12 protein-coding genes and 1 pseudogene are annotated in these 15,296 nt (G+C 72.5%); 7 read left to right on the top strand and 6 right to left on the bottom strand.

The features are described 5' to 3' along the window. Window positions 1-636: pseudogene (locus AB0C35_RS43830) on the top strand (CDP-alcohol phosphatidyltransferase family protein); the annotation flags it as partial. A gap of 255 nt (window positions 637-891) precedes the next feature. On the opposite strand, the gene AB0C35_RS43825 reads toward AB0C35_RS43830, so the two are convergent. Together AB0C35_RS43825 and AB0C35_RS43820 are read right to left on the bottom strand one after the other, a co-directional pair. Continuing rightward, window positions 892-2,043: a transposase gene (locus tag AB0C35_RS43825; protein ID WP_358469829.1), complete on the bottom strand. Its 1,152-nt coding sequence runs from the start codon at window positions 2,041-2,043 to the stop codon at window positions 892-894. A gap of 254 nt (window positions 2,044-2,297) precedes the next feature. Next, the gene (locus tag AB0C35_RS43820; protein ID WP_358469814.1) at window positions 2,298-3,110 is read right to left on the bottom strand and encodes a methyltransferase domain-containing protein; all 813 of its coding nucleotides are present in this window, start codon (window positions 3,108-3,110) and stop codon (window positions 2,298-2,300) included. A gap of 107 nt (window positions 3,111-3,217) precedes the next feature. Here AB0C35_RS43820 and AB0C35_RS43815 point away from each other — a divergent pair, with 107 nt between their 5' ends. Beyond that, a complete protein-coding gene (locus AB0C35_RS43815) occupies window positions 3,218-3,895 on the top strand; it encodes a helix-turn-helix domain-containing protein (RefSeq protein ID WP_358469811.1) in 678 nt (225 codons plus the stop codon). 1 nt (window position 3,896) lies between these two features. Here the strand turns inward: AB0C35_RS43815 and AB0C35_RS43810 are convergent, their stop codons facing one another. From AB0C35_RS43810 to wecB, 3 genes are read right to left on the bottom strand one after another with little or no spacing between them, the layout of a single operon-like run. Then, window positions 3,897-6,053: a glycosyltransferase family 1 protein gene (locus AB0C35_RS43810; protein ID WP_358469826.1), complete on the bottom strand. Its 2,157-nt coding sequence runs from the start codon at window positions 6,051-6,053 to the stop codon at window positions 3,897-3,899. Window positions 6,054-6,106: 53 nt separating this feature from the next. Next, window positions 6,107-6,862: a hypothetical protein gene (locus AB0C35_RS43805; RefSeq protein WP_358469808.1), complete on the bottom strand. Its 756-nt coding sequence runs from the start codon at window positions 6,860-6,862 to the stop codon at window positions 6,107-6,109. Beyond that, complete coding sequence (gene wecB / locus AB0C35_RS43800; RefSeq protein ID WP_358469823.1) at window positions 6,855-7,922, bottom strand: UDP-N-acetylglucosamine 2-epimerase (non-hydrolyzing); 1,068 nt, start codon at window positions 7,920-7,922, stop codon at window positions 6,855-6,857. The genes AB0C35_RS43805 and wecB overlap by 8 nt, the downstream gene beginning before the upstream one ends. A gap of 57 nt (window positions 7,923-7,979) precedes the next feature. On the opposite strand from wecB, the gene AB0C35_RS43795 reads away from it, so the two are divergent. The 3 genes from AB0C35_RS43795 to AB0C35_RS43785 all read left to right on the top strand — a co-directional run bounded on the left by AB0C35_RS43795 (window position 7,980) and on the right by AB0C35_RS43785 (window position 11,952). Further along, on the top strand, window positions 7,980-9,413 hold the full coding sequence (locus tag AB0C35_RS43795) for a glycosyltransferase family 4 protein (RefSeq protein WP_358469805.1): 1,434 nt from the start codon (window positions 7,980-7,982) through the stop codon (window positions 9,411-9,413). Window positions 9,414-9,436: 23 nt separating this feature from the next. Beyond that, window positions 9,437-10,699, top strand: coding sequence for a nucleotide sugar dehydrogenase (locus AB0C35_RS43790; RefSeq protein ID WP_358469803.1), 1,263 nt, complete (start codon window positions 9,437-9,439; stop codon window positions 10,697-10,699). A gap of 113 nt (window positions 10,700-10,812) precedes the next feature. Next, window positions 10,813-11,952: a glycosyltransferase family 4 protein gene (locus tag AB0C35_RS43785; RefSeq protein ID WP_358469800.1), complete on the top strand. Its 1,140-nt coding sequence runs from the start codon at window positions 10,813-10,815 to the stop codon at window positions 11,950-11,952. Between the two features lie 29 nt (window positions 11,953-11,981). Here AB0C35_RS43785 and AB0C35_RS43780 read toward each other — a convergent pair whose 3' ends face one another. After that, complete coding sequence (locus tag AB0C35_RS43780; protein WP_358469798.1) at window positions 11,982-14,063, bottom strand: PQQ-binding-like beta-propeller repeat protein; 2,082 nt, start codon at window positions 14,061-14,063, stop codon at window positions 11,982-11,984. A gap of 79 nt (window positions 14,064-14,142) precedes the next feature. Here AB0C35_RS43780 and AB0C35_RS43775 point away from each other — a divergent pair, with 79 nt between their 5' ends. Both AB0C35_RS43775 and AB0C35_RS43770 read left to right on the top strand, forming a co-directional pair. Further along, entirely contained in the window at window positions 14,143-14,745 is a 603-nt protein-coding gene (locus AB0C35_RS43775) for an HD domain-containing protein (RefSeq protein WP_358469795.1), read from the top strand. A 31-nt stretch (window positions 14,746-14,776) separates the two neighbouring features. Beyond that, a complete protein-coding gene (locus AB0C35_RS43770; protein WP_358469792.1) occupies window positions 14,777-15,274 on the top strand; it encodes an SRPBCC family protein in 498 nt (165 codons plus the stop codon). Window positions 15,275-15,296: the final 22 nt, after the last annotated feature.

Below are 15,296 nucleotides of genomic sequence, written 5' to 3'. Positions count from 1 at the left end.
GGCCAATACGCCGCCACCGGCAACACCGCCTACATCTGGACCGCCCTCGCCGTCGTCTTCCTCGACATGCTCCGCTACATGGACGCCCTGGAGATGCACAAGGTCCGCTCCGAGATGCGCTCCAACCTCAACGCCGCCCGCCGCGAGGCGCAGTCCCTGGACCGGGCCGCCCAGCACGTCAACGGCGCCGCTCCCGGCGCCGACGACGTCCTCCCCGCCGAGGGCATGCTGGCCGATGACGACATGGAGAACCGCGTCCTCGGTGACGATCCCGCCAACGCGGCCCTCCAGCAGGGCTTCTACCAGCGTTTCCCCTGGTATGCCCGCATCCGCGACGTCCTGATGGTGGGCCGCATCCGCCCGCACCTCATCAGCGGCATCGAGTTCCAGATGGGCGTGTTCATCATCGCCCCGATCGCCGCCGCCATCGTCTCCGGCGCCGTGATCCCCGTGGTGATCGTGAGCGCGGCCGGCATGCTGGCGTTCGAACTCTTCATCGTCTACAAGTTCTGGCTGGCCGCCCGCGACTACTGGCGCAACCTGGCGAAGCTGAACACCGAGATCGAAGCCCACCGCGACCGGCTTCCCGCCGGGTACGGCCAGGCCACCGCCAACATGGACACCGACCACCGCTGACGCCGAGGGCCCGAAATCGCCCCTTGTGCCTTTCGGGCTTCCTCGGCATCACTGATGTGCGTGCGTCAGGGCGCCTTGCGACGGCACTGATCGCGGACGATGTAGAAGTTGTGCAGGTACTGCGCGTGGTAGGCCGCGCTGGTAATGCGCAACAGGGTCTCATCGGCCAGCCGGAGAGCGCTGATGGTCAGCTTCTCGGCCCTGAAGTGAAGGACCGAGCTTGCGGCTCTGACGGTCTCACCTGGCTGGTGGGTGTCAGGCCGCGTCGTCGGCAGCGTGACTCACTGCCCAGCCCGCTGCGCCGCGTGCGGCGATGTTGCGGGCTGCGTTCACGTCGGCGTGCTCAGCGAAGCCGCACGACGTGCAGCGGAAGGTGGCCCGATCAGGCCGGTTCCTCTTGTCGATGTGGCCGCACGCCGAACACCCCTGCGAGGTGTGACGCGGGTCCACATGCACCACCGGGACCCCGGCGCGTTCGGCCTTGTAGGCGATGAACGAGCCGAGTTGCGCGAAACTCCACGAGTGCAGCGTGACCCGCTGGGGCTTGCGTAGCCGGACCCGCTCGCGGATACCGCCCAGATCTTCCAGGGCGATGCCGCGCGTGGTGCGTTGAGCCTCGGTCACGATGCTTTTGGAGACGCGGTGGTTGGTGTCGGCCGCGAAGCGGGCTTCGCGGCCGGACAGATGCCGCAGCAGCCGCTTGGCGGACTTGGTGCCCTTGCTCTGCAGCCGCTGGCGGAGCCGACGGTTGCGGTGCCGCACCTGATTGACATGATTACCGCAGTGGACGGTGCCGCCGCTGGTGGTGGCGATGTTGGCGATGCCCAGGTCCACCCCCACGAACCCGTCCGGGATGTACTCGGGGGATTGGGGGACGTCGCAGGTGGCGTACAGGTAGAAGGAGCCGCCGCGCCACACCAGGTCGGACTCGCCGCGCCGGTGCGCGGCCAGCATCGCCGCCTGCTCAGCCGAACAGGCGAAGGCGATGCGCTTGAGCCTGCCGCGTACGGTCCAGATGCTGACGGTGCGGGCGTCGATCTGCCAGGACAGCGACCGGTCGTCGAACGGCTGGGCGGCGTCCTTGCGGAACCGGACCGGCGTGCTCTCCACGCCGGTGCGGCGCCGCGAGCCGTGCGGTCCGTAGTTGCCCGCCTTCAGGTTCTGGTCCAGCGTGGCGTAGGCCCCGGCTACTTTGCGGACGCAGTGGATCGCCGGCTGCGCCGACAGGCCCATCGCCTTCAACTCGTCATACACCAGCCGCTGCAATGCGGTCTTGCCCTTCACGCCGGTGGCGTGCGCCCGGCGAGAGGCGTGACCGGCGGCCTGATTGCACAGCTTCAGCGTCTCCCGCAACGCCTCCGCCGTGGCGGCGTCGGGGAGCAGCTTCACCTGCACCACCAGCTTCACAACCGGCACCGTAACACCATGTACCCACATCGTGACGGTAAGTTTCAGATCCTCAATGTCAGGCGCAGCACAAGTGAGTCGATTCTCCTGATCATGTGATCATCGGATGCACGATCACGCCACGTCACCGCTAGCCCAGGTGACCGGAACAGGCCATGCCGGTCAAAGCATGGCGTCAAGGCATACCCGTCAAGGAATGCCGGTCAGGCCATGCCGGTGCCGGCATGGCCTGTTGTCGCGTCTCCGGTTCGCGGTCAGGCTGCGCGGCGGGCGGTCAGGAGGAGGTACTCCCAGTCCACGGACGTGCCCTGGGCGTGGCGGCGGGCCAGGTCGGCGAGGGCCTCGTCGAGGGCGGCGACCTTGTCCGGGTCGTCCGCGATGCGGTTGTAGACGGCGATCGTCGGGCCGTAGCGGGCCTTGAAGTAGTCGCGGAACTCCTCGGGCGTCGCGAACTGGTCGACCCGGATCGTCCGGCGGTCGGCCTTGACGTCGGTGACGCGGTCGCCGAGCAGCTTCCGGACGTGATCGGGGTCGCCCCAGAGCGGCGGGGGCTGCGCGCCGGGCGGAGGCGGCGGCGCGAACGGCTTCATCGTGGCGAACATCTGGCCGATGAACCCCTCCGGCGTCCAGTTGAGCAGGCCGATCGTGCCGCCCGGCCGGCAGACGCGGACCAGTTCGTCCGCGGCGGCCTGGTGGTGCGGGGCGAACATGATGCCCACGCATGACACGACGGCGTCGAACTCGGCGTCGGCGAACGGCAGCGCCTCGGCGTCGGCCTCCCGCCATTCCAGGTTCGTGTTGTGGCGCGCGGCCTCTTTTCGGCCGGCCTCCAGCAGGTCCGGCGTCAGGTCGCTGGCCACCACGTCGGCGCCGGCGACGGCTGCGGCGATGGCGGCGTTGCCCGAGCCCGCGGCGATGTCCAGGACCCGGTCGCCGCTCCCCACGCCCGCCGCCTCGACCAGGACCCCGCCCAGGTCCCAGATGACCTCGGCGGCCAGCGACGGGTAGTCCCCGAGCGCCCACATTTTGCGGTGACCGGCCTTGACCGTGTCGATCGTGTCCCCCATGACAGCTCCCCTCGTTTCGTGTGAATGACGCTATTCACGGGACGAACCGGCTCCTAGTACAGGATCTGTACTGGTGGTGGGGGCGGCCGCGTTCTAGCCTGCGGAGTATGGGGGCCTCCTATTACCAGTTCTGCCCCGTCGCCAAGGCGATGGAACTGCTCGACGAGCGCTGGACGCTGCTGATCGTTCGAGAGCTGCTGTCCGGGAGTGAGCATTTCAACGAGGTGCGCCGCGGCGTGCCCCGTATGTCCCCGACGCTGCTGTCCAAGCGGCTGAACCAGCTGGTCCGCGCCGGTGTCGTGGACAAGAGGGTCGACGGGAACGACGTCAGGTACGTCCTGACCCCGGCGGGTGAGGAGCTGCGGCCGGTGGTCGAGGCCCTCGCCGTGTGGGGCGTCCGCTGGGTCGGGGAGCTCGGGGACCGGGACCTCGATCCGAAGCTGCTGATGTGGGACATGCGCCGCAACATCGACTGCGGCGGCGTCCCGGACGGCCGGACGGTCGTCCTGTTCGACTTCCCGGACGTCCCCGCCCGGGACCGCCGCTGGTGGCTCGTGCTCACGCCCGGCGGGGCCGACGTCTGCGACGCCGATCCCGGCTACGAGGTGTCGGTGACGGTGACCACCGGCCTGCGCGACATGGTCCTGATATGGCGCGGCGACATCCGCTGGGAGGACGCGCTGCGGTCCGGTGCGATCGAGGTCCGGGGGCCGGAGACGTTCCGCCGGGCGGTGACCGGATGGCTCGGCCTGTCGCCGTTCGCCCTGGTGCCCCGGCCCGGGTAGGTCATTTGGCGAGCAGGTCCGTCCACTGGCGGCAGACCTCGTCCAGGCCGTAGGAGCTTCTCACCTGACTGCGGGCCAGGGTCCGGTCGGTCTCCCAGCGGCCCTGGGAGACGGTCGCGGCGATGGACGCGGCCATGGCGGACGGCGTTTCGTGGATCCAGCGGGAGTCGTAGATGGTCTCGGCGCCCGGCCACGGCAGCAGGGCCGGAACGGCGCCGGACGCCATGCCTTCGGCGGGCGCCAGGTGGAAGCTCTCGTCGTCGCTGGTGGACAGGACGAAGCCGATGCGGCGCAGCCAGGACGCCACGTCGCGGCCGTAGGAGTCGAAGACGACGCCCCCCGACAGGAGGCGGGAGCGGCGGACGCGGCGGAAGACCTCTTCGTAGTGGGCGCGTTCCTCGTCCTTCTGCCAGATCCACCAGTACTCCCAGGGGAGCTTGGATTTGACGAAGAGCGTGAAGCGGGGGTCGTCGCGGCGCAGTTCTTCGAGGACGTCGAGAGCCAGGTCCAGGCGTTTCCGGGACGGGGCGATGCCGATCATGCCGAGGTGGTGTTCGGCGCCGGGAAGCTTGTGCCGGTCGAGCTGGGCGTCGTCGACCCAGTTGGGGACGGTGACGACCTTCTCGGCGGGCCAGCCGGTGATCTCGCGGGTCAGGCCGGTGTAGTGGGGGCTGACGCAGACGACCTGGTCGACCGCGTCGATCTTCAGCTGTTTCGGCCAGTGCGCGTAGAGCTCGAAGCGGTGCAGCCGGACGACGAGGCGCTGGTCCGGGCGTTTGCGGTCCGCGTACCAGAGGGCGTTGGGACCGCACCATTCGCAGATGACGACGTCGGCCCAGTCGACCAGGTCCTGGCTGCGCTTTTCGTCGTGGGCCTTCAACGCGGGCCAGTGGTCGACCCGGACCTCCATGTCGGGACGTGAACGCAGGTAATCGAGCAGGCGGCTGAAGAACTTCAGGTCGTGGCCCGCCACGCCTACGCGGAGCCTGCGGTCCCTCACGGAGAGGACGGCCTCGGACGGCTCCGGGAACGTCTGGGACAGGCACGTGCGGAGGCGTTCGGCGGCGGCGTCCAGGGTGTATTCGGCGGCGGCCGACCGGCAGCGGTCCGCGGCGAGGGTGAAGACGTCGGGGTTCTTGCCGATGAGGGTCAGGGCGTCCAGGACGTCGTCTTCGGTGGCGGCGAACAGGGGGTAGTCGGCGCCGAGGAGGCGTTCGTGCATGGGCGTCCGGTTCAGGACGACCGGGACCCCCAAGGTGCCGCATTCCAGAACCTTCGTGGACAGTTCAAGGCTCGCGTCCAGCTCGGGGTGCCGCCAGGAGAGGCCCACGTCGGAGGCGGCCGTCAGCCGCATCGCCTCGGCGCGGGGGTGGCCGCCGTGCCAGACGACGCCGTCGCCGGTCTCCAGCGCGGTCCGCATCCGGGGCGCGAAACCCGGGTCGGCGGGGTCGTCGTGGATCTTGTCGCCGACCATGTGGAGTTCGGCCTCGACGCCGCGGATGGCGAGCAGGCGCGGCAGGGAGGTCATCTCGTAGGTGTTCCAGCGCGGCGCGAACTTGCCGGTGTAGACGAGGCGGAGCGCGCGGTGCTCCGGCGCCCCGGCGGGGCGGGGCTCCAGGCCGTCCGGGAGGACGACGACGGGCGGGAACAGGACGCTCTTGCCGGCCGTGGCGGGGACGGCGGCCTCCAGGAACCCGCGGAGTTCCTCGGTCTGGCAGAGCAGCACGCGGGAGGCGTCGGCGATCCGGCGCAGTTCGCCCTTGGCGGACGCGGTGAACTCGGCGGCGGACTGCGGGACGTCGGTCAGGTACGTCCACAGGCGTCCGGCCAGCGGGCTCGCGGCGAGTCTGGCCGCGAGCCGGCGGCCGCGGACGACCACCAGGTCGAACCCGCGCCCCGGTTGGCCGTCCCCGCTGGGAGCGCGCTGCTCCTCGGCGTCGATGCGGGCAAGGATCGTCGCGGCGTGCCTCGGGACGAGGAGGCCGTCGAACATGCCCTCGGCGTGCGGGCTGCGGACGGTCACGCCGGGCAGGGCGCGCAGCGGGTCGACGAGGCGTCCGGTCCGGACGGGGGCCTTGAGGACCAGGGTCACCTCGCAGCCGGCGCGGGCGAGGGCCTGGACCATGCCCTGGGCCCAGATCGCCGATCCGTCGATCATGTTGAGATCGACGTCGCCGTAGACGAGGGCACGTGGTCGCACGGTGGTTCCTTTCACTTGGCTGAGTCGCTCGCGGGGGGACGGCCCCCCGCACCCCCCGGCAACCGCGCCGGTTCGAGGAGCCGGGCGAGCCGGCCGGGATCGGTGGCGCCGTCCGCGAGCACGGCGTCCCAGGTCAGGCACGCCAGGGTGGCGGGTGCCGGATCGCCGCACAGGACGAGCGGGAGCGAGCGGGCGGCGGCGATCCTCCGGACGTCGTGCAGTGCGGCGTCCCGGTCGTACATGCCGGGGACCCCCAGGTACGCCCAGGGTCCGCCGGGTTCGCCGGCCGCGGCGTCCACGACGACCATGTCCACGTCCGCCCGGTCGAGGACGATCGCGGCGTCGTGCGGGTACAGCGGGACGACCTCGGCGTGCTCGGCGAGCTGCGAGGCCGCGCGCGGGCCGACGATGCCCGCGATGATCAGGCGGTCGCACGGCCCGGCGACGAGCAGGCGGTTCTCGGGGCGGTCGACGCGGTCGGGCTGGGCGCCGCCGCCGCGCACCGGCTTCGACGCCGCGGCGGGCGCGTTCCGGGTCCGCCACAGCCGGTACAGGTCCTTGGGCAGCCGGCGGCCGCGCCCGGGGTTGCGCGCCGCGCCGGCGACGAGCCGCCCGAACTGCAGGGCCGTCGAGCTCTCCAGCGCGGCGAGCTGCTTCTCCAGCTCCGCGACGCGCGCCTCGCGTTCCCGCAGCGTGGACTTCAGCCGTCCGAGCTGCTGGTACGCCTTCGCCTCCTGGCGCGCCGCGTCCTTCGCCTCGTCACTCACCCAGATACTCCATGATCACTTCTGCGATGCGGGGGCCGGCGTGGCCGTCCCACAGCGGCGGCTTGCGGCCGCCCGCCGGCGCCCCCGCCTCCAGGACCTTGCGCACCCCGGGCACGAGTTCCTCGAACGTGACGAGGCGGTTCGTGCCGTGGCTGATGGTGATGGGCCGTTCGGTGTTGGGACGGACGGTCAGGCACGGCACCCCGAGGATCGTCGTCTCCTCCTGCAGGCCCCCCGAGTCCGTGACGACCGCCGCCGCCCCGCGCACGGCCGCGATGAAGTCGATGTACCCGAGCGGCTCCAGGATGTGCACGCCGGCGTGGTCGCCGAGCCCGGCGGCCAGCAGGTTCGCCCGGCCGCGCGGGTGGACGGGGATGACCAGGCCGGCAAGGTCGGCGACGCCGTGCAGGTGCCGGACGAGCGCCGCCGCCGTCTCGGGCGCGTCCACGTTCGCGGGCCGGTGCATGGTCGCCAGGACGTACCGCTCCGGCAGCCCGTGCGCCTCCCGGACCGCGCCGGTGTCGAACGAGCCGAGGTTCGCCAGCAGCGTGTCGATCATCGGGTTGCCGACGAGGTGCGCCCGCTCGACCGGGACGCCCTCGTCCGCCAGGTGCCCGATCCCCTCCGGGCTCGTGACCAGGCACAGCGCGGAGAGCTGGTCGGTGATCCGCCGGTTGACCTCCTCCGGCATGGACATGTCGAAGCTCCGCAGCCCGGCCTCCACGTGGGCGACGGGGATCTGCAGCTTGGCCGCGACGAGGGCGGCGGCGATGGTCGAGTTCACGTCGCCGTACACGATGACGAGCGCGGGTGAACGGCTCGTGAACTCCTTTTCCAGCCCGACGAGCAGCGCGGCGGTCTGCTCGGCGTGCCCGCCGGAGCCGACGCCGAGGTTGACGTCGGGTTCGGGCAGGCCCAGCTCGTCGAAGAAGATCTCCGACATCCGCGCGTCGTAGTGCTGGCCGGTGTGGATCACCGTCTGCTCGGCGCCCGCGGCGCGCAGCGCGTTGATCACCGGGGCGGCCTTGACGAAGTTCGGCCGCGCTCCGAGGACGTGCACGATGGGTCCCAACACAATTTCCCTTCTGTTCATCGGGGTTGCCTAGGCTCGCCCGCCGTGCTCACAAAAAAGCCCGTCTACCTGGCGGGGCTCGCCTGGCGGCAGGTCGTGGACGATCCCGGCCGGGCGTCCCGGCTGGCCGTCCGGCTGCTCGCCCGCACCCCCGCCGGCGCCCGGCTGCGGCGCTCCCGGCTCGTCGTCCCGGAGCCGCGTGACGTCCGGCGCGAGACGGCCGACCTGCGCCGGCTGCTGGCCCATTCGCCGCCCCCGCGCACGCGGGCGGCCGCCCCGTCCGGGAAGACGGTCCTGCAGTTCGTGACGAACGCCCTGCCGTGCACGAACGCGGGGTACACCGTCCGGACGCACCGGATCGCCCTCGCCCAGCGGGAGGCGGGTCTCGACACGCACGTGGTGACGCGGCTCGGGTATCCGCTCAGCCAGGGCGTCGGCGACGCGCGGACGCGGGTGGACGTCGAGGGCGTCCCGTACCACCGGCTGCTCCCCTGGCTGCCGCCGGCCGATCCGCTCCAGGCCGTCGGCAAGAGCGCCGATCTGGCCGGACGCCTGGTCGAGGAGCTGCGGCCGTCCGTCCTGCACGCGGTCAGCAACCATCTGAACGCGGCCGTCGCGCTGGAGCTCGGCCGCCGGCACGGCCTGCCCGTCGTGTACGAGGTGCGCGGGTTCCTTGAGGACTCCTGGCTGTCGCGCGACCCCGCGCACAGCGAGACGGACGACTTCTACCGGCTGACCCGCGAGCTGGAGACGCGCCGCATGGCCGAGGCGGACGCGGTGGTGACGCTGGGCGAGGTCATGCGGGCGGAGATCGCGTCCCGCGGCGTCGCCGAGGACAAGATCGCCGTGGTGCCGAACGGGGTGGACGAGACGTTCCTCGAACCGCTCCCCGACCCCGGCGACCTGCGCGCACGGCTCGGCATCCCGGAGAGCGCGACGGTCGTCGGCCTCACGTCGTCGTTCTACGGCTACGAGGGCATCGACACGCTCATCGACGCGGCGGCGCTGCTGCGCGACCGGGGCGCGCCCGTCACGCTGCTGCTGGTCGGCGACGGCCCCGAACGCGGCGCCCTCGAACGGCGCGCGGCCGGGCACGGCGTTCACGCCGTGTTCACCGGCCGGGTGCCGATGGGGTCGGTTCGCCGATTCCACGCCGTCCTCGATGTGTTCGCGGTTCCGCGCCGGGCGGACCGGGTCTGCCGGTTGGTGACGCCTCTCAAGCCGATCGAGGCGATGGCCGGGGGGCTCCCGGTCATAGCCAGTGAAGTCGGAGCACTTCGCGAAATTGTGAAACCCGGCGTAACGGGTGCGTTAACAGTTCCGGAAGACCCGCAAGCATGGGCGAATTGTCTGGAAGACCTGGCCTACAGTCCCGAAAGAAGGCTGAAAATCGGGCAGGCGGCCCGGGAATGGGTCCGAGCGGAACGCACCTGGCGCACCGTGACGGCCGGATACCGAGCCGCGTACGCCCTCACATAAACGCTGCGAAGGGAGCCACCGGCGTGGATCTGGTGGTCATCGGACTCGGCTACGTGGGACTGCCGCTCGTGCGGGAGGCCTGCCGGGCCGGCCTGCGGGCCGGCGGCCTCGACCGCGACGCACGCGTGGTCGCCGGGCTCAAGGCCGGGCTGTCGCACATCGACGACGTCTCGCCGGCCGAGACGGAGGAGATGCTGGAGGCCGGGTTCGTCCCGAGCCTGCAAGAGGACATCCTGGACGGCGCCCGCACCGTGGTCATCTGCGTGCCGACGCCGCTGTCGCCCGAGGGCGGCCCCGACCTCACCGCGGTGCGCGGCGCGGCCGAGACCGTCGCCCGGCACCTGGAGCCGGGGATGCTGGTCGTGCTGGAGTCGACCACCTACCCCGGCACCACCGAGGAGGTCGTCCGGCCGATCCTGGAGACGTCCGGCCTGGTCGCCGGGGAGGAGTTCCACCTGGCGTTCTCGCCGGAGCGGATCGACCCGGGCAACCCGGTCTACGGGGTGCGCAACACGCCGAAGATCGTCGGCGGGCTCACTCCGGCGTGCGCGTCGTCGGCGGCGGCGTTCTACGGCAAGTTCGTCGACCGGGTCGTGCAGGCCAAGGGAACCCGCGAGGCCGAGATGGCCAAGCTGCTGGAGAACACCTACCGGCACGTCAACATCGCGCTGGTCAACGAGATGGCGGTGTTCTGCAACGAGCTGGGCATCGACCTGTGGGACGCGATCGACTGCGCGGCCACCAAGCCGTTCGGTTTCCAGGCGTTCCGGCCGGGTCCCGGCGTCGGCGGGCACTGCATACCGATCGACCCGAACTACCTGTCGTACAAGGTCCGCTCGCTGGGCTACCCGTTCCGGTTCGTGGAGCTGGCGCAGGAGATCAACGACCGGATGCCCCGGTACGTGGCCGAACGCGCGCAGCAGCTCCTCAACCGGGAGGGACGCGCGCTGAAGGGCGCCCGGGTGCTGCTCCTCGGCGTCACCTACAAGGCCGACATCGCCGACCAGCGCGAGTCGCCGGCCCGCCCGGTGGCGCGGCGGCTGGCGCGGCTCGGCGCCGACCTGTCGTTCCATGACCCGTTCATCTCGTCCTGGGAGGTCGACGGGACCGAGATCGCGAACGCGGGCGACGATCTGCCGGCCGCGCTGGAGTCGGCCGACCTGGCGATCGTCCTCGCCGGCCATACCGTCTACGATGCCGCGACGCTGACGCGGCACGCGCGCCTGCTCTTCGACACCCGCGGCCGGACCCGCAGCACCCAGCAGGACACCGTCGAACTCCTCTGACAGGGACGAACTGCCTGGCGGCGTCCATGTCGGGGACAGCGGGAATTCATCGGCAATTTCCATGAGCATCCAAGACTCGGCCGTAGGCATTGATTCGGACCGGAGTGAGAGTAATGCGGGTCTGCGTTTGCACGGTGGTGCACCATCCCGAGGACGCGCGCATTCTGCACCGGCAGATACGCGCGCTGCTCGAAGCCGGCCATGAAGTCACATATATTGCTCCATTTCGGGCATGTAATGCGACGCCGTGGCGGCAGATCAGCCCGGTGGACGTCCCGCGCGCCACCGGACGGCGCCGCCTCCGGGCCCTGCGCGCCGCCCACCGGGCCCTCGCCGAGCACGCCGCCTACGCCGACGTGATCCTCCTGCACGACCCCGAACTTCTGGTGTCGCTCCCCCGCGAGGTGCGCGAGCGGACCGTCGTCTGGGACGTCCACGAGGACACCGCCGCCGCCCTCGGCGCCAAAGGCTGGCTGCCAGCCCCGGCGCGTCCCGTGCTCCGCCCCGCCGTGCACCGCCTGGAGCGGCGCAGCGAGCGGCGGCACCGCCTGCTGCTCGCCGAGGAGGGCTACCGGGACCGGTTCCGCGAAGAACACCCCGTCGTGCCCAACACGACCTACGTCTCCGACGTGGCGCCCGGACGGCCGGACGGCCGCCGCGCCGTCTACGTCGGGCAGCTGTCCCGGGCGCGCGGCGCGCTCGACATGATCGAGATGGCCGGTCCGCTGGCCGCCGAGGGCATCCTGGTCGAGCTGATCGGGGCCGCCGACGCCGACGTCAAGGACGCGCTCCGCGGCGCGCAGCGCGAGGGGATCCTGCGCTGGTACGGGTTCGTCCCCAACGACCGGGCGCTGCGCATCGCCGAGGGCGCCATGGCCGGGCTGGCGCTGCTGCACGACGAGCCCAACTACCGGCACTCGATGCCGACCAAGGTCGTGGAGTACATGGCCCGCGGCATCCCGGTCATCACCACGCCGAACCCGCCCGCCGTGGACATCGTCGAACCCGCCGGCTGCGGGCTGATCGTCCCGTTCGCCGACCCGGCGGCCGCCGCCAAGGCCGTGCTGCGGCTGCGCGACGACCCCGAGCTGCGCGCCGGCCTCGGCGGACGCGGCTACCGGGCCGCCCGCGAGCGGTTCCACTGGCCCGTCCACGCCGAGCGTTTCGTCGCCCAGCTCGAAGCGTGGGCCGGCCGCTCACCCGCCGCCTTCATGGAACCCGCGTCGGAGCCCGAGCCGGTCCCCGAGTACTGAGCCTCCCCGGCGCCGCCGAGGAGCGAGCGTCAGGACGGGTTGTGCAGGCGGTAGGCGACGGAGCGGGCCAGGCGGGCGGCGACGCCCGGCGGGCGGTCGGCCTCGACCACCACGACGTACCGGCCGACGCGCAGGGCGATCATGCCGGCCGCCGGGCCGATCTCGTACGCCTCGTCCGCGCCGATGTCGCGGCGCTTGCGGGCCTTCGCCTGCGTGGCCTGGAGGGCGTCCAGCATCTGCGACGCCTCGTGATCGGTCCTGGCCACCCAGCGGACGCTGACGGTGAAGCCGCCGACGGTCCGCCCCGTGTCGCCGCCCTCGCCGGGATCCGCCGTCGGGGACTTCGACCCGGCGGACTCCGTGCCGGTCGGCCGGGGCGGTCCGGTCGGTTCGGGTTCGGCCGTGCTGGACGCCGCCGGTTCGGACGCCGCCGATTCGGACACGGGCGGTTCGGACACGGGCGGCTCGGGGCCGGTCGGTTCGGGGCCGGTCGGTCGCGGGGTGGCCGGCTCGGTCCGCTCCGGCTCCTCGCCGTCCGGGTCTTCGCCGGACCCCGCGTCGGCGTCCCCGTCCTCTTCCTCCTCGCGCGGCTCGTACCTGCAGGACACCGGGCGCGGCAGCCGGACCGGCCCGGCGGTCGCGGCGGCGGGCTCGGCGACGTGGCCGGCCGCGCGCGCCGCGACCAGGTCGGGCTTCTCCAGCAGCGCGCAGGCGTCCGGCCAGTCCGCCTCCGGCACCCCGCCCAGCTCCGCCGGGCCGGTCCCCGCGAGCCCGCCGCGGAGCGCGACCAGCCGCGCGGCGCCGTCCGGACGCGGCGCCGCCTGCGGGACGGCCGCGTACAGCAGCCCGCCCGCCGCCGCCAGCCACGGCCGCGGGCCGGGCAGGTCGGGGTTCATCGAGATCGGCGCGGGCGCGGTCGTGGTGCCCCCGTCGCCGGGCGAGACGATGTCGACGGCCGCCGGCAGCAGCCGCCCCGACAACCGGGGACGCAGCGCGAACACACGGCCGCCCGCCTCCGCGAGCGCCGCGTACGCGGGGGACTCGCGCCGCCACTCGACCTTGCCGGACGGAACCCGCACCGCCTCCATGCGGGTCTCGCCGCGCTTCGCGCCGTCCGGGTGGTAGACGATCACGAGCCGGTCCGACCTCAGCACGCCCGGGCACATGGTGTCGCCGCACACCCCGTCACCCGTCCAGACGCCGAACTGCTCGCCGTCGCCGTCGAACGCGCGCAGCGCCGTCCCGTCCGAGGCCAGCGTCACGCCGTCCAGCATCGACACTTCGGGTGATTCCTTGGAGCCGAGCCGCCGGTCCCAGCGGACGGCGCCCTTGCCCGGCTCGACGGCCAGCAGCCGGCTGTGCCGCTCCTTGCCCGGGCAGTCCAGGGCCAGCGCCGCGAGGTCCTCGCGCCCGGCGGACGGCCGCGCGCCGCCCTCGAACAGCCGGCAGCCGCGCGGCAGCGGCAGCCGCCACACCCGGTTGCCCGTGACCGCCGAGACGCCGAACAGCGTCCGGCGCTCGTCGTCGGTGGTGAACAGCACGTCCGACCCGGCGGGCCATTGCAGCGTCGTCCGGGAGACCGCGGCGGGACGCAGCCCCTCACGCCGCCACAGCAGCCCGCCCGACAGCGCGTCGAACGCGATGATCAGCCGTTCGCCGCGGTCGCCGTCCCGCTCGAAGTAGCCGAACAGCCGGGACCCCGTCGACGCCCAGCCGAGCATCGTCCACCCGGAGCGGCGGTAGCTCCAGCGGCCCGCGCCGGTCCGCGCGTCCCGGACCTCGATCCCGCGCCCGGACGCCGTCACCACCTGGCCCTGCGCGACCGCGTAGGCGACGCCGTCGTAGCCCGCGACGGACCCGTGGTGCGTCCGCGTCGTGTGCTCCCAGCTCACCGCGAGCGGACCGGGCGGCGGGCCCACCTCCCGCTGCGGGGTGACGGGTTCGGCGGTCACGGTGTGCCGCACCTGCCACCACTCCGCGCCGAGGACGAACCGGTCGACGAGCACGGCGACGAGCGCGATGGCCACCACCCCGGAGATCAGGCCGAGGGCCACGCGGACCCCGCCCACGGACTCCGGCCGGCCACCGGGGCGCTGCCGGCTTCCGCCCACGACCGCGTCCCCTCCTTCCCGTACCGTGGACACCCACCTTGCCTTGTGCGTGGCGTCCGCGCGACTGAACGGAGGAACAGTGGAGCTCTTCACCCACTGGCGAACCTGGGACGAGGCCAGGGCGGGCCTCGCGGCGGGCGAGACCGGCGGCGAGATCGACCTGGACGGCCTCGGCAGGGCCGCGGAGACCGCCCGGTGCTGGCACGGCGACCAGCTGCGCCCGACCGGCGACCCCTACATCGTTCATCTGCTGGAGGCCCTGGAGGTGCTGACCCACGGCCCCGGCGTGACCGACACGGCGATCCTGTCCGCCGCGCTGCTGCACGACGTCGTCGAGGACACCCCGGCCACCCTCGCCGACGTGGAGGCCGAGTTCGGCCCCGAGGTGACCGAACTGGTCGACTGGGTGACCAAGCCGCCCGCCGCCGGTACCGGGCGCCAGGCCAAGCGCGCCGCGACGTCCGCTTACCTGCGCCGTCTTCGCGACGCTCCGCGCGAGGCCGTGCTGGTGAAGCTCGCCGACCGCGCGAGCAACGTCCAGACGCTCGACCGGATGCCGCCGGACTTCCAGCGCCGCTACTACGCCGAGACGCTCACCTACATCGTCCCGCTCGCCGAGGCGGAGCCGTGGTTCAAGGCCTGGTACGCGGCATGGCGGCGACGATTCGCGCACCTGGTGTGACCGGACGGTCATGAAGTGGGAGGATCCGGTCATGGAACGGGAGTGGGTGGTCGAGGAGAGCGTGTCCGTCGCGGCGACGGCGGAGACCGTGTACGCGGCGGTCGCCGATCCGCGGCGGATGCGCGAGTGGAGCCCGGAGGTGTTCGCCGCGTGGGTGCGCGGGCGGACGGTCGCGCCGGGAACGAGGTTCGTCGGGTTCAACCGGATCGGCCCGCGCGTGTGGTTCACCACGTGCCAGGTGACGGCCGCGGTGCCCGGCGAGGCGTTCGCGTTCCGGGTGTCGAGCTTCGGGGTGCCGGTGGCGCTGTGGGGATACCGCATCGAGGACATCGCGGACGACCCGTCCGCGCCCCGGGTCCGGCTCACCGAGTACTGGGAGGACCTGCGGCGCGACGGCCGGGGCGCCGCGTTCGTCTCGCTGCTCGGCAGGCTGTTCACCGGTGTCCGGGCCGACCGGCGCGCCGGCGTCAACCGGGACGGGATGCGCGCCACCCTTGACCGCATCAGGACGGCCGTCGAGAAGGGCTGACGAGACGGACGCCGTCAGTCCT

This window comes from Spirillospora sp. NPDC048819, from assembly GCF_040650055.1.
GTDB lineage: Bacteria > Actinomycetota > Actinomycetes > Streptosporangiales > Streptosporangiaceae > Spirillospora.
This window is presented reverse-complemented; position numbering and strand designations above follow the sequence as displayed.

Bases quoted from the DNA above. Each gene is read 5' to 3' on its own strand.
- AB0C35_RS43770 (WP_358469792.1), top strand. From the start codon at position 14,777: ATGGAACGGGAGTGGGTGGTCGAGGAGAGCGTGTCCGTCGCGGCGACG.
- AB0C35_RS43810 (WP_358469826.1), bottom strand. From the start codon at position 6,053: ATGATCGACGGATCGGCGATCTGGGCCCAGGGCATGGTCCAGGCCCTC.
- AB0C35_RS43785 (WP_358469800.1), top strand. From the start codon at position 10,813: ATGCGGGTCTGCGTTTGCACGGTGGTGCACCATCCCGAGGACGCGCGC.
- AB0C35_RS43820 (WP_358469814.1), bottom strand. From the start codon at position 3,110: ATGGGGGACACGATCGACACGGTCAAGGCCGGTCACCGCAAAATGTGG.
- AB0C35_RS43815 (WP_358469811.1), top strand. From the start codon at position 3,218: ATGGGGGCCTCCTATTACCAGTTCTGCCCCGTCGCCAAGGCGATGGAA.